This window comes from Pseudomonas sp. MS646, assembly GCF_036693845.1.
In the GTDB taxonomy this organism is placed as follows: Bacteria; Pseudomonadota; Gammaproteobacteria; order Pseudomonadales; family Pseudomonadaceae; genus Aquipseudomonas; species Aquipseudomonas chlororaphis_E.
The window spans coordinates 1,018,197-1,031,863 of the sequence record NZ_CP144763.1; the positions used below are offsets into that span (position 1 = coordinate 1,018,197).

14 protein-coding genes are annotated in these 13,667 nt (G+C 62.4%); 11 read left to right on the plus strand and 3 right to left on the minus strand.

What is annotated here, in order from left to right; genetic code table 11:
* Window positions 1–266 precede the first annotated feature (266 nt).
* From V3H56_RS04300 to hisC, 10 genes are all read left to right on the plus strand, one after another.
* The gene (locus V3H56_RS04300; RefSeq protein ID WP_042729878.1) at window positions 267–1,076 is read left to right on the plus strand and encodes an ATP-binding cassette domain-containing protein; all 810 of its coding nucleotides are present in this window, start codon (window positions 267–269) and stop codon (window positions 1,074–1,076) included.
* Window positions 1,076–1,873: a lipid asymmetry maintenance ABC transporter permease subunit MlaE gene (mlaE, locus tag V3H56_RS04305; RefSeq protein ID WP_042729877.1), complete on the plus strand. Its 798-nt coding sequence runs from the start codon at window positions 1,076–1,078 to the stop codon at window positions 1,871–1,873. Before V3H56_RS04300 ends, mlaE begins: the two co-directional genes overlap by 1 nt.
* The gene (mlaD, locus tag V3H56_RS04310; RefSeq protein WP_042729876.1) at window positions 1,873–2,340 is read left to right on the plus strand and encodes an outer membrane lipid asymmetry maintenance protein MlaD; all 468 of its coding nucleotides are present in this window, start codon (window positions 1,873–1,875) and stop codon (window positions 2,338–2,340) included. The genes mlaE and mlaD overlap by 1 nt, the downstream gene beginning before the upstream one ends.
* A gap of 11 nt (window positions 2,341–2,351) precedes the next feature.
* Window positions 2,352–3,005 carry an ABC transporter substrate-binding protein gene (locus tag V3H56_RS04315; RefSeq protein WP_042729875.1) on the plus strand — a complete coding sequence of 218 codons (654 nt, stop codon included), beginning with the start codon at window positions 2,352–2,354 and terminating at the stop codon, window positions 3,003–3,005.
* An 8-nt stretch (window positions 3,006–3,013) separates the two neighbouring features.
* Window positions 3,014–3,319, plus strand: coding sequence for an STAS domain-containing protein (locus V3H56_RS04320; protein ID WP_042729893.1), 306 nt, complete (start codon window positions 3,014–3,016; stop codon window positions 3,317–3,319).
* A 113-nt stretch (window positions 3,320–3,432) separates the two neighbouring features.
* The gene (locus V3H56_RS04325; RefSeq protein WP_042729874.1) at window positions 3,433–3,672 is read left to right on the plus strand and encodes a BolA family protein; all 240 of its coding nucleotides are present in this window, start codon (window positions 3,433–3,435) and stop codon (window positions 3,670–3,672) included.
* A gap of 22 nt (window positions 3,673–3,694) precedes the next feature.
* Window positions 3,695–4,960, plus strand: a complete 1,266-nt coding sequence (murA, locus tag V3H56_RS04330) for a UDP-N-acetylglucosamine 1-carboxyvinyltransferase (protein ID WP_042729873.1) — start codon at window positions 3,695–3,697, stop codon at window positions 4,958–4,960.
* A gap of 146 nt (window positions 4,961–5,106) precedes the next feature.
* Window positions 5,107–5,742 (plus strand): ATP phosphoribosyltransferase, encoded by a 636-nt coding sequence (gene hisG, locus V3H56_RS04335; protein ID WP_042729872.1) that lies wholly within the window; start codon window positions 5,107–5,109, stop codon window positions 5,740–5,742.
* Between the two features lie 122 nt (window positions 5,743–5,864).
* On the plus strand, window positions 5,865–7,208 hold the full coding sequence (hisD, locus tag V3H56_RS04340) for a histidinol dehydrogenase (protein WP_123578222.1): 1,344 nt from the start codon (window positions 5,865–5,867) through the stop codon (window positions 7,206–7,208).
* Window positions 7,205–8,257: a histidinol-phosphate transaminase gene (gene hisC / locus V3H56_RS04345; RefSeq protein ID WP_047738289.1), complete on the plus strand. Its 1,053-nt coding sequence runs from the start codon at window positions 7,205–7,207 to the stop codon at window positions 8,255–8,257. The genes hisD and hisC overlap by 4 nt, the downstream gene beginning before the upstream one ends.
* Before the next feature lie 59 nt (window positions 8,258–8,316).
* Here hisC and V3H56_RS04350 read toward each other — a convergent pair whose 3' ends face one another.
* The 3 genes from V3H56_RS04350 to algW all read right to left on the minus strand — a co-directional run bounded on the left by V3H56_RS04350 (window position 8,317) and on the right by algW (window position 12,569).
* Window positions 8,317–9,036 (minus strand): DUF4198 domain-containing protein, encoded by a 720-nt coding sequence (locus V3H56_RS04350; protein ID WP_123578221.1) that lies wholly within the window; start codon window positions 9,034–9,036, stop codon window positions 8,317–8,319.
* A 12-nt stretch (window positions 9,037–9,048) separates the two neighbouring features.
* A complete protein-coding gene (locus V3H56_RS04355; RefSeq protein WP_338474252.1) occupies window positions 9,049–11,154 on the minus strand; it encodes a TonB-dependent siderophore receptor in 2,106 nt (701 codons plus the stop codon).
* Between the two features lie 254 nt (window positions 11,155–11,408).
* Entirely contained in the window at window positions 11,409–12,569 is a 1,161-nt protein-coding gene (algW, locus tag V3H56_RS04360) for a Do family serine endopeptidase AlgW (RefSeq protein ID WP_042732519.1), read from the minus strand.
* A 104-nt stretch (window positions 12,570–12,673) separates the two neighbouring features.
* Here algW and V3H56_RS04365 point away from each other — a divergent pair, with 104 nt between their 5' ends.
* Entirely contained in the window at window positions 12,674–13,432 is a 759-nt protein-coding gene (locus V3H56_RS04365; protein ID WP_338474253.1) for a Nif3-like dinuclear metal center hexameric protein, read from the plus strand.
* The last annotated feature ends 235 nt before the right edge of the window (window positions 13,433–13,667 follow it).

Consider the following 13,667-nt stretch of genomic DNA (forward strand, 5'->3'; position numbering starts at 1 on the left):
TATAGCCCGATGAAAAGGCGGCGATTATAGCGGCAATGAACAATTCCCTCACGTAAGTTCGTCATGCTTTGTGTGAATGGGTCGCCCGGCCTGACACAAAGTGTGGTCTTTATCCGTGGATCCAGGCCGACTGGCCCCAGGCTTGGGCCTTGGGCGCAAGGGTGTTGCAGTGATATAGTTCGCCGCCGGTTCGGGTGCCCGGCGGTACCGGCGTTTGTCGGCAGGCCGGGGCATTCGAATGTGAGGCTGCATCGCAAGGAGTTTAGATGAGTGCCGACAACGCTTACGCGGTCGAGCTGAAGGGGCTGTCCTTCAAGCGAGGGACGCGCAGCATTTTCAATGACATCGATATTCGCATTCCACGCGGCAAGGTGACCGGCATCATGGGGCCTTCCGGGTGCGGCAAGACCACGTTGCTGCGGCTGATGGGCGCGCAGTTGCGTCCCAGTGCCGGCGAAGTCTGGGTCAATGGCCAGAATCTTCCCCAGTTGTCGCGCAGCGACCTGTTCGATGCGCGCAAGCACATGGGCGTGCTGTTCCAGAGTGGTGCATTGTTTACCGACCTGGACGTTTTCGAGAACGTGGCCTTTCCCCTGCGGGTCCATACCGACCTGCCGGAAGAGATGATCCGCGACATCGTGCTGCTCAAGTTGCAGGCCGTCGGGCTGCGTGGCGCCCTCGACCTGATGCCGGACGAGCTGTCCGGCGGCATGAAGCGCCGGGTCGCCCTGGCGCGGGCGATTGCCCTCGATCCGAAGATCCTCATGTACGACGAACCCTTCGTCGGGCAGGACCCGATCGCCATGGGCGTGCTCGTGCGCCTGATCCGCCTGCTCAACGACGCGCTGGGCATCACCAGTATCGTGGTGTCCCACGACCTGGCCGAAACCGCCAGCATCGCGGACTACATCTACGTGGTGGGCGATGGCCAGGTGCTGGGGCAGGGCACGCCCCAGGAGCTCAAGGACTCGGACAACCCGCGCATTCGCCAATTCATGAAGGGTGATCCGGACGGCCCGGTGGCGTTCCATTTTCCGGCCACGGATTACCGTACCGATCTGCTGGGGAAGCGCTGATGCGCAAGAAATCATTACTGGAAAGAATCCGCCTGTTTGGCCGATCGGGTATCGACGTGGTGGCCGTGCTGGGCCGTTCCTCGTTGTTCCTGATGCACGCCTTGCTGGGCCGCAACTCCACCGGCGGCGGTTTTGGCCTGCTGGTCAAGCAATTGCATGCCGTGGGCGTGATGTCCCTGGTGATCATCGTGGTCTCCGGGATCTTCATCGGCATGGTGCTGGCCCTGCAAGGCTTCAGCATCCTGTCCAGCTACGGCTCGGAGCAGGCCGTCGGGCAGATGGTCGCGCTGACCCTGCTGCGCGAACTCGGCCCGGTGGTGACCGCGCTGCTGTTCGCCGGGCGTGCCGGTTCGGCGTTGACGGCTGAAATCGGTAACATGAAGTCCACCGAGCAACTGTCCAGCCTGGAAATGATCGGCGTGGACCCGCTCAAGTACATCATTGCCCCGCGCCTGTGGGCCGGCTTCATTTCCCTGCCGGTGCTGGCGATGATCTTCAGCGTCGTCGGGATCTGGGGCGGTTCCTGGGTCGCGGTCGACTGGCTGGGGGTCTATGAAGGTTCCTACTGGTCCAACATGCAGAACAGCGTCGACTTCCTCGGCGATGTGCTCAACGGCGTGATCAAAAGTGCCGTATTCGCTTTCGTGGTGACCTGGATCGCCGTGTTTCAAGGCTATGACTGTGAGCCCACGTCAGAGGGGATCAGCCGTGCCACAACCAAGACCGTGGTGTACGCCTCGCTGGCGGTCCTGGGCCTTGACTTTATTCTGACCGCCTTGATGTTTGGAGATTTCTGATGCAAAACCGCACCCTGGAAATCGGTGTCGGCCTTTTCTTGCTGGCTGGCATCCTGGCTTTGCTGCTGCTGGCCCTGCGAGTCAGTGGGCTGGCGCCGACGGCAAGCACCGACACTTATAAACTTTATGCTTATTTCGACAATATCGCCGGTTTGACTGTCAGAGCCAAGGTGACCATGGCCGGTGTGACCATCGGCAAGGTCACGGCAATCGATCTGAACCGAGAGGATTTCACCGGTCGGGTGACGCTGCAGCTGGAAAAGCGTGTGGACAACCTGCCGACTGACACCACGGCATCTATCCTCACGGCTGGGCTGCTGGGCGAGAAGTACATTGGCCTCAGCGTAGGCGGGGAAGAAACCGTGCTCAAGGACGGCGGAACCATCCACGATACGCAGTCGTCCCTGGTGCTCGAAGACCTGATCGGTAAATTCCTGCTCAATACCGTTAGCAAAGACGCCAAATGAGGAGCTTTTGAATGATCTCTATCTTGCGACGTGGCCTGTTGGTGTTGCTCGCGGCGCTGCCGCTGATGGGCAACGCCGTGGCCGCGCCTTCGGCTCACGACATCATCCAGGACACCACCACCCGGTTGCTGGCAGACCTTGCCGCCAACAAAGAGAAATACAAGCAGGACCCGAGCGCGTTCTATGACGCGCTCAACGGCATCGTCGGCCCGGTCGTGGACGCCGACGGCATTTCCAAGAGCATCATGACCGTCAAGTACTCGCGCAAGGCTTCCCCAGCGCAGATGGCCCGCTTCCAGGAAAACTTCAAGCGCAGCCTGATGCAGTTCTACGGCAACGCGTTGCTCGAGTACAACAACCAGGGCATCACCGTCTCGCCGGCGAAGGATGAGAGCGGCACCCGCACCAGCGTCGACATGCAGGTCAAGGGCAACAACGGCGCGGTCTACCCGGTTTCCTACACGCTCGAGAAGATCAACGACGAGTGGAAAGTGCGCAACGTGATCATCAACGGCATCAACATTGGCAAACTGTTCCGTGACCAGTTCGCCGACGCGATGCAGCGCAATGGCAACAACCTGGACAAGACCATCGACGGTTGGGCTGGCGAAGTCGCCAAGGCCAAGGAAGTGACCGAAGAAGCCAAAGAGAAGCAGGAACAATGATCGAGCCGGTGAGTGAGTCGGCCGTTCGTCCGGGCCAGGCCGGCGAGCTGATGCTCAGTGGTGTGCTGGACTATCGCACCGGCCCGGCCTTGCGCAAGCAGGGCCAGGCGCTGATTAAGTCCTCCGGTGCCGCCGAAGTGGTCATTGACTGCTCGGCGGTGCAGAAGTCCAGCAGTGTCGGCTTGTCGCTGCTGCTGTGCTTCATCCGGGACGCCAAGGCGGCCGGCAAGACGTGGAGCATCCGCGCGATGCCCGAAGACATGCGCGAAATAGCCCAGGTCAGCGAATTGACCGAGCTGTTGGCGCACCCCTGACCCACATCCGCGAGAAGCCCCCTGTCAGAGTCCTGCTATGCGGGGTTCGCAGGCGCGGGGCTTTTTTGTATGATGTGCGACCCGCGCGCACTGGGCGCCGATTGAGGTTGAGCATGCAGGCTGTAGAAGTTAAGAGCTTCCTTGAAGCAAAACTGCCAGGTACGCAGGTGGAAGTTGAAGGCGAAGGCTGCAACTTTCAGTTGAACGTGATCAGCGATGAACTGGCGGCATTGAGCCCGGTGAAGCGTCAGCAGCAGGTCTATGCCCATTTGAACCCATGGATCACCGATGGCAGCATCCACGCGGTCACTATGAAATTTTTCAGCAGCGCGGCCTGGGCCGAGCGCACCTGAGCCCAAGGGCGTCGAGATTCTTATGGATAAACTGATTATTACCGGCGGCGTTCGTCTTGATGGCGAAATCCGTATTTCCGGGGCAAAGAACTCCGCTCTGCCGATTCTGGCCGCGACCCTGCTGTGCGATGGCCCGGTGACCGTGGCCAACCTGCCGCACCTGCACGACATCACCACGATGATCGAGCTGTTCGGCCGCATGGGCATCGAGCCGGTGATCGACGAGAAACTCGCCGTCGAGATCGACCCGCGCACCATCAAGACCCTGGTCGCACCGTATGAACTGGTCAAGACCATGCGTGCGTCGATCCTGGTCCTGGGCCCGATGGTCGCCCGCTTCGGCGAAGCCGAAGTCGCCTTGCCTGGCGGTTGCGCCATCGGTTCGCGTCCGGTGGACCTGCATATCCGCGGCCTGGAAGCCATGGGCGCGGTGATCGACGTCGAAGGCGGCTACATCAAGGCCAAGGCACCTGAAGGCGGCCTGCGTGGCGCGCATTTCTTCTTCGATACCGTCAGCGTGACCGGGACCGAGAACATCATGATGGCCGCGGCGTTGGCCAAGGGCCGCAGCGTGTTGCAGAACGCCGCGCGCGAGCCTGAAGTGGTGGACCTGGCGAACTTCCTGATCGCCATGGGTGCCAAGATCAGCGGCGCCGGCACTGACACCATCACCATCGACGGCGTCGAGCGCTTGCATTCGGCCACCTACAAGGTGATGCCGGACCGGATCGAAACCGGCACCTACCTGGTGGCTGCTGCCGTCACCGGTGGCCGCGTCAAGGTCAAGGACACCGATCCGACCATCCTCGAAGCGGTTTTGGAAAAACTCAAGGAAGCCGGCGCCGAAGTCACCTGTGGCGAAGACTGGATCGAAGTGAACATGCACGGCAAGCGGCCAAAGGCCGTTAACGTGCGGACCGCTCCGTACCCGGCGTTCCCGACCGACATGCAAGCCCAGTTCATCTCCCTCAACGCGATTGCCGAAGGCACGGGCGCGGTGATCGAGACGATCTTCGAAAACCGTTTCATGCACGTGTACGAGCTGCATCGCATGGGCGCCAAGATCCAGGTCGAAGGCAACACCGCCATCGTCACCGGCAACGAGAAGCTCAAGGGCGCGCCAGTGATGGCCACCGACCTGCGGGCCTCGGCCAGCCTGGTGATCTCGGCCCTGATTGCCGAAGGCGACACCCTGATCGACCGCATCTACCACATAGACCGTGGCTACGAGTGCATCGAAGAGAAACTGCAGATGCTCGGCGCCAAGATCCGCCGCGTACCGGGCTAGTTGGAAAGGCGCTGCTCAGGCACTTTCCGTGGGCGCAAGGACGCGTCCTTTGATTCGTTTCAAATCGAGGGTGTTTGCACCCTCGATGTGTGTCCGGCGCCGTTTGCGTCCGGGCACGAGTACCTTGATAAGGACTGACGCTTTCCATGTTGACCATCGCACTGTCCAAGGGCCGTATCCTTGACGACACCCTGCCGCTTCTGGCTGAAGCGGGCATTGTGCCGACCGAGAATCCGGACAAGAGCCGCAAGCTGATCATCCCCACGACCCAGGCCGACGTGCGCTTGCTGATCGTGCGTGCCACTGATGTGCCAACCTACGTTGAACATGGCGCGGCCGACCTGGGCGTTGCCGGCAAGGACGTGCTGATGGAATACGGCGGCCAGGGCCTGTACGAGCCCCTGGACCTGCAAATCGCCCGTTGCAAGCTGATGACCGCCGGTAAAGTCGGCGCGCCGCAGCCCAAGGGGCGCCTGCGGGTGGCGACCAAATTCGTCAACATTGCCAAGCGCTACTACGCCGAGCAAGGGCGCCAGGTCGATATCATCAAGCTGTACGGTTCGATGGAACTGGCGCCGCTGATCGGCCTTGCGGACAAGATCATCGACGTGGTCGACACCGGTAATACCCTGCGGGCCAACGGCCTGGAGCCCCAGGATTTCATCGCGGACATCAGCTCCCGGCTGATCGTCAACAAGGCTTCGATGAAAATGCAGCACGCCCGTATCCAGGCTTTGATCGATACCCTGCGCAAGGCAGTGGAATCGCGACACCGCGGCTGATACCCCTGCGCGACTTCGGTCGCGCCCGTCTATCCGTGTCATAGCCAATTTTCTCAGGTGCCCACGCGAATGGACTGGTAGCTTAGGGCGCCTGAGCATTTGCCATTAATGAGGCCCTCGCTATGACCGCTCCCACTTCGATTCGCCGACTCAACGCTGCCGATCCGGATTTCGCACATCATCTGGATCATCTGCTGAGCTGGGAAAGTGTGTCAGACGACTCGGTCAACCAGCGGGTGCTGGACATCATCAAGGCGGTGCGCGAGCGTGGCGATGCCGCGTTGGTGGAGTTCACCCAGAAGTTCGACGGCCTGCAAGCGGCGTCCATGGCTGACCTGATCCTGCCGCGCGAGCGCCTGGAGCTGGCCCTGACCCGGATCACCGTGGCCCAGCGCGAAGCCCTGGAAAAAGCCGCCTCCCGGGTACGCGACTATCACGAACGGCAAAAGCAGGACTCCTGGACCTACACCGAGGCCGATGGCACGGTGCTGGGCCAGAAGGTCACGCCGCTGGACCGTGCCGGCCTTTACGTGCCGGGTGGCAAGGCATCCTATCCATCGTCGGTGCTGATGAACGCCATCCCGGCCAAGGTCGCGGGCGTGGCCGAAGTGGTGATGGTGGTGCCGACCCCGCGCGGTGAAATCAACGAGCTGGTGTTGGCGGCTGCCTGCATCGCCGGGGTGGACCGGGTGTTCACCATCGGCGGCGCCCAGGCCGTGGCTGCGTTGGCCTATGGCACCGAAAGCGTGCCGCGGGTCGACAAGGTGGTCGGGCCGGGCAACATCTATGTCGCCACTGCCAAGCGCCACGTGTTCGGCCAGGTGGGCATCGACATGATCGCCGGTCCTTCGGAGATCCTCGTGGTGTGCGACGGCCAGACCGACCCGGACTGGATCGCCATGGACCTGTTCTCCCAGGCCGAGCACGACGAAGACGCCCAGGCGATCCTGGTCAGCCCCGACGCCGGGTTCCTCGACAAGGTCGCCGCCAGCATCGACAAGCTGCTGCCGACCATGGACCGCGCCGAGATCATCAACACCTCGATCAACGGCCGTGGCGCGCTGATCAAGGTCGATGACATGGAGCAGGCCATCGAGGTCGCCAACCGCATCGCTCCGGAACACCTGGAGTTGTCGGTCGCCGATCCGCAGGCCTGGTTGCCGAAGATCCGTCACGCCGGCGCGATCTTCATGGGCCGCCACACCAGCGAAGCCTTGGGCGACTACTGCGCAGGGCCCAACCACGTACTGCCGACGTCCGGTACCGCACGCTTCTCGTCGCCGCTGGGGGTGTATGACTTCCAGAAGCGTTCGTCGATCATTTTCTGCTCCGAGCAGGGCGCGTCCGAGCTGGGCAAGACGGCTTCCGTGCTGGCCCGTGGCGAATCGCTGAGCGCCCACGCCCGCAGCGCCGAGTACCGCATTGTCGATGAGCTTTCCAGTGAAGGGCAGGGGAAACTGAAATGAGCAAATTCTGGAGCCCGTTCGTCAAGGACCTGGTGCCCTACGTGCCGGGCGAGCAACCGAAGCTGACCCGACTGGTCAAGCTCAACACCAACGAGAACCCGTACGGGCCGTCGCCCAAGGCGCTCGCGGCGATGCAGGCCGAGTTGAACGACAACCTGCGCTTGTACCCCGACCCCAACAGTGACCAGTTGAAGAGTGCCGTGGCCCGCTACTACGGGGTACAGGGGAACCAGGTGTTCCTCGGCAACGGTTCGGACGAAGTGTTGGCGCACATCTTTCACGGCCTGCTGCAACACGACCAGCCGATCCTGTTCCCGGACATCAGCTACAGCTTCTATCCGGTGTACTGCGGGCTATACGGCATCTCGTTCGATGCGGTGCCGCTGGACGCGCAGTTCCGGATCGATCCGGCGGACTATGCCAAGCCGAACGGCGGGATCATCTTCCCTAATCCGAACGCCCCGACTGGTTGCCTGCTGGCACTGGACGCGGTGGAGCAGATCCTCAAGGCCAACCCGGCATCGGTGGTGGTGGTCGATGAAGCCTACATCGACTTCGGTGGCGAAACGGCCATCGGCCTGGTGGACCGTTACCCGAACCTGCTGGTCACCCAGACCCTGTCCAAATCCCGTTCCTTGGCGGGGTTGCGGGTGGGCCTGGCGGTGGGGCATCCGGACCTGATCGAAGCGCTGGAGCGGATCAAGAACAGCTTCAACTCCTACCCGCTGGATCGCCTGGCGAATGTCGGCGGCGCAGCGGCGTTCGACGACCGCGAGTATTTCGAGCAGACCTGCCGCCTGGTCATCGAGCACCGCGAATGGGTGGTGGCGCAGCTGCAGGCCAAGGGTTTTGAAGTGCTGCCGTCGGCGGCCAACTTCATCTTCGCTCGCCACCCTCGGCATGATGCGGCGGGTCTGGCGGCCAAACTGCGGGAGCAGGGCGTCATCGTGCGGCACTTCAAGCAGGAGCGGATCGCCCAGTTCCTGCGGATCAGCATCGGTACCCCGGAGCAGAACCAGGCGCTGATCGACGGCTTGGGCGAACTCTAAAGCCCCAGGTCGGCCTTGTGGGAGCAGGCTTGCTCCCACAAGTTGGGTACATCAAGGCCTCATTCGTGATGGGGCTCGCCGAGAAAGGTCAGTGAGGTGAAAACACCACGGGTGGCAGCGTCCTGGTCGTCCGTGAGCGGGACCTCCATCTGGGCGGCGATGACATTCAACCCTTCGTTACGCACCAGTACCGTAGCCCGGCCGTCGGCGTCTGTTTCGGTGGATACGGTGTTCGGCGCGTTGCGGTAATCGCCCACCAGCTTCACCCCGGCCGCCGGTTTCCCATCCAGCCACACCTGCACCGGTAGCGACTGGCCGGGGCCGACCGTCAGCGGATCGACTTGGGGCCGGATCAGGAACTTGATCGACTCCAGCTTCGGCAGCTTTGCCCCCGGTTGGTAGATGGCCAGGCTGTACTTGAAGGTGTGGGTCGACGCGATTGCCCCCGGTACTTTGCTGCGTCCTTCATTGACCCAGCGCTGGTCGGCCGTCTGCGACCACGGGCCGTTGTCCAGTGCCACCGCCAGCACCGCCGGCGGTTTGAGCGGTTGCAGGCGGGCGTGGTCGGGCAGGCGTTGCACCGTGACGGGGATCATTTTGCCGGCGAGGTCATAAGCCCAGGCGCCGCTGATTTTCTGGGCCTTGAACGCGTTGTCCTCGGCGCCATGGCCGTAGACCACTTCGATGTTGCCGCGCCGTTGTTCGGTCCACAAACCATGGGCCGAAGCCTGTGTTGCCAGGAGCAGGCCGAGCAGGGCGATTGTCTTGGGGTGTTTCATGCGGGGGTTCCTTTACAGGTCGAGGGTGAGGCTGACGGTGAAGTTGCGCGGCTCGCCGGGGTTGACCCAATAGTTGCTGTAGGCGCGTTCGTAGTATTTTTCGTCGAAGACGTTGTTCAGGTTCAGACCCACGGTGACGGTCTCGCTGGCCTTGTAATGCGCCAGCAGGTCCACGGTGTGGTAGGCCGGCAATTGGAAGTCGCCGCCGGCTTCGCCTGAGCGATCGCCGACGTAGGTGAACGCCGCACCGACGTCCGAGCCCCGCAGTCGCCCATCCTGGAATTCATACACCCCCAGCAGGCTGCCGCTGCGCTTGGCAACGCCGAGGATCCGGCTGCCGGTGGGAATGGTTTCGTCACCTCGGGTCACTTCGGCATCGATGTAGGCGAAGGCGCCGATCACCCGGATGGCGTCGGTCAACTGCCCGGTAACTTGCAGATCGATGCCCTGACTGCGGGCCTTGCCCATGGCACGGCTGGTGTCGGTGCCCGGGTCCAGGGCCAGGACGTTTTCCTTTTCGATATGGAACGCCGCCAGGGTGGTGCTCAGGCGACCTTCGAACAACTCGCTCTTGAGCCCGACTTCATAGCCGGTGCCTTCCTCGGGGTTGAAAGATTTTCCCTGGGCATCCAGGCCGTTGTTGGGCTTGAACGAAGTGGATGCATTGGCGAACAACCCGACTTCAGGTGTCAGTTGGTACAACAGGCCGGCCCGTTGCGTCAGGGCGTCGTGGCGTTGGCGCCGGGTGACGCGCGTGGTGTGATCGTCGATGTGCTGTTCGAAGTGTTCGTAGCGCATGCCGATCATGCCCCGCAACCGGTCGGTGAAGACGATCTGGTCCTGGAGGTTCAGCGCGCGGCTTTGCACGCGTTCGAAGAAGTCCGTGCCGGTGCGCAGCCCGTTGGGTTTTGGCTGACCGTAGACGGGGTGGTAGAGGTCGATGGGGTAAGCGCCCCCGTTGACGGTGGTGACGCGTTCGTTCTTGCGATAATCCTCGTACTCGCTGCCGATCAGCAGTTCATGCTGCCAGGGCCCGAGGTCGAACAGGCCGCGCAGTTCCAACTGGGTGATGCTGTCATGCCAGTCGTTGTCCCGCTCGCGGTAGCGGCGATTGACGGTGTGGCCGTCGGCATTCAGCGGGCGTGCTTCGGAGGCAAAGCCCCAGAGTTCGCCTTGCTTGTAATGACTGGCCAGGCGCACTTGCCACGCGTCGTTGAGCTGATGTTCGAGGGCGGCCTGGAGCATGTTGTTGTGGTTGTCGATGTCACCGTCGTTGGGTTCGCCCAGGAAAGTCGAGCGCGAAACGCCACTCCAGCGATTGTCCGGGGCGACGATGCCGCGGTCGAAGGTCGAACGGTGGCGCACGATTTCACTTTCCAGCAGCAAGCGAGTGTCGGGGTTCAGTTGCCAACTGAGCGTGGGGGCGACGAAGACCCGCTGGCCGTCGACGTGGTCGCGAAAGCTGTGGTTGTCCTCGATCGCCAGATTGACCCGGGACAACAGGTTGCCCTCGGCATCCAGCGGTGTGTTGACGTCCAGCGCGGTGCGGTAGCGATCCCAACTGCCGGCGCTGGCTTGCAGGGTGGTGAAGGCGTCTGGCTGGGGCTTCTTGGTGACGATGTTCACCGTGCCGCCGGGATCGCCGCGTCCATACAGGCTCGCCGCCGGGCCTTTGAGCACTTCGATGCGTTCGATGTTGGCCGTGTCTGGTGTGCTTGGGTAACCCCGGTTGGCGCTGAAGCCGTCCTTGTAGAACTCCGAGGTGGTGAAGCCGCGCACGCTGTATTCGTAGAGCGTCAGGCCACCGAAGTTGTTCTGTTTCGACACGCCCCCCGCATATTCCAACGCCCGCTCCACCTGGGTGCTGCCCAGGTCCTTGAGCACGCTGGCGGGAATCACACTGATCGATTGGGGGATGTCGCGCAGGGCCGTGTCGGTTTTGGTGGCGCTGGCCGAGCGAGTGGCACGATAGCCCTTGACGGGGCCGGAGGGCGATTCGTAATCGGACGTGACGGTGATGGCGTCCAGTTCCAGGGGCTGGGGTTCTTCAGCGAGGGCTGGATCGCCCAACAGGCCGAAGGCCAGGCTGACGAAAGAAATCCGTTTTAAAGATGACATGTTATGTTGTTCCAATTTCCTTAATTGAAACAATATAACACTACTAATGAGAATTTATGCTATCCATGATTTAACACGAAATCGCAAGCTGCCAGGTTCTTCGTGGCGAGGGAGCTTGCTCCCGTTGGGCTGCGAAGCAGCCCGGGAGGCCATACGATCAGTTTGAGGGTTCAAGGGGGCTGCTGCGCAGCCCAACGGGGATGAATCCCCTCGCCACAGATAAATCCCCTCGCCACAAAGGGGATTTGAGCGGGCTACTGCTCTTCTTTGACGGCCACTGGCGCGGGCGGTGGGCGCAGGCCGATTTCGGCGGTGAGCTTGAGCTCCTTGCCGTTGCGCATCACCTGGATGGTGACTTTGTCGGTGGGCTTGATCCGCGCCACCTGGTTCATCGAGCGGCGGCCGTCGCCGGCTGGTTCGCCGTCGATGCTCAGGATCACGTCACCCAGTTGCAAGCCGGCCTTCTGCGCCGGGCCGTCGCGGAAAATCCCCGCGACCACGATGCCTGGCCGTCCCGACAAGCCGAAGGACTCCGCCAATTCCTGGGTCAGTGGCTGGACTTCGATGCCCAGCCAGCCGCGAATCACCTGGCCGTGTTCGATGATGGACTTCATCACTTCCATCGCCAGTTTCACCGGGATCGCGAAGCCAATGCCCTGGCTGCCGCCGGACTTGGAGAAGATCGCCGTGTTGATCCCCGTGAGGTTGCCGTTGGCGTCCACCAGCGCGCCGCCGGAGTTACCGGGGTTGATGGCGGCGTCGGTCTGGATGAAGTCTTCGTAGTTGTTCAGGCCCAGCTGGTTGCGGCCGGTGGCGCTGATGATACCCATGGTCACGGTCTGGCCGACCCCGAACGGGTTGCCGATGGCCAGGGCGACGTCGCCGATGCGGATGCTGTCGGAACGGCCGATGGTGATGGCCGGCAGGTTCTTCAGGTCGATCTTCAGCACCGCGAGATCGGTTTCCGGGTCGCTGCCGATCACGCGGGCCAGGGTTTCGCGGCCATCCTTGAGGGCTACCACGATCTGGTCGGCGCCGCTGGTCACATGGTTGTTGGTCAGCAGGTAGCCTTCGGGGCTCATGATCACGCCCGAGCCCAGGCTCGACTCCATGCGCTTCTGCTTGGGCGAGTTATCACCGAAGAAGCGCCGGAACTGCGGGTCCTCGAACAGCGGGTGGCTGGGCTTGTTGATGACCTTGGTGGTGTACAGGTTGACCACCGCCGGCGCCGCGGTGGTGACGGCGTCTGCATAGGACACCGGGCCCTGCAACAGGGTCTTGGGTTGCGGCGCCTGCTGCAGGTTGACATCGAGGCTCGGCAGGCCGACCCATTCCGGGTAGCGCTGGATAATCAATAGAGCGACAAGCACGCCGGCCAACAGCGGCCAGCCGGAAAAACGCAGCGCCTTGAGCATTAAGCATGTCCTACAAAGGTTGCAGGCGGTATGGGACCGCCCATAATGTCGCGCATTATACGAGGCCGCGCGCGCCTCTGAACGGGATATTTAGGAGTCTTTTCATGGCCGTCGCCCTGAGCACCCTGGTCGAAGAAGCGGACCGCTACCTGGCAAGCAACAGGATTGCCGATTATTGCCCCAACGGCCTGCAGGTTGAAGGCGCGCCCCAGGTGATGCGCATTGTCAGCGGTGTCACGGCCAGCCAGGCGTTGCTCGACGCGGCCGTGGAAGCCCGCGCCGACCTGGTGCTGGTGCACCACGGTTATTTCTGGAAGGGCGAGAACCCCTGCGTCACGGGCATGAAGCAGCGTCGCTTGAAAACCCTGCTCAAGCACGACATCAGCCTGCTGGCCTATCACTTGCCCCTGGACTTGCACCCGGAGGTCGGCAACAACGTGCAACTGGCTCGCCAACTGGACATCACGGTCGAGGGGCCGCTGGACCCGGACAACCCCAAGGTCGTCGGCCTGGTGGGCTCCCTGGCCGAGCCCATGACCGCCCGGGATTTCGCCCGCAAGGTCCAGGAGGCCATGGGCCGCGAACCCCTGCTGATCGAAGGTGAGTCGATGATCCGGCGAGTCGGCTGGTGCACCGGTGGTGGCCAGGGCTATATCGATCAGGCGGTGCTGGCCGGGGTTGACCTGTACCTCAGCGGCGAAGCCTCGGAGCAGACCTTCCACAGCGCCCGGGAAAACGGCATCAGCTTCATCGCCGCCGGCCATCATGCGACCGAGCGCTACGGCGTCCAGGCCTTGGGCGACTACCTGGCGCGCCGGTTTGCCCTGGAGCACATCTTCGTAGATTGCCCGAATCCGATCTGACAGTTTGTAACCCCTGTTGAAGCGCGCTTGTGTGGGAGCGGGCTTGCTCGCGAAGTCGCTATACCAGTCAACACTTCAGGCAACTGATCCACCGCCTTCGCGAGCAAGCCCGCTCCCACAAAGGTTCATGCAACACCCGAACAGCCAGGCATATCCATATGCTGTTTCGATCTAGTTGGCGCCCTGATTAGAAGAGGTCGCTGTGCTAGGATTCCCCGCTCGAACACGGCCCGCT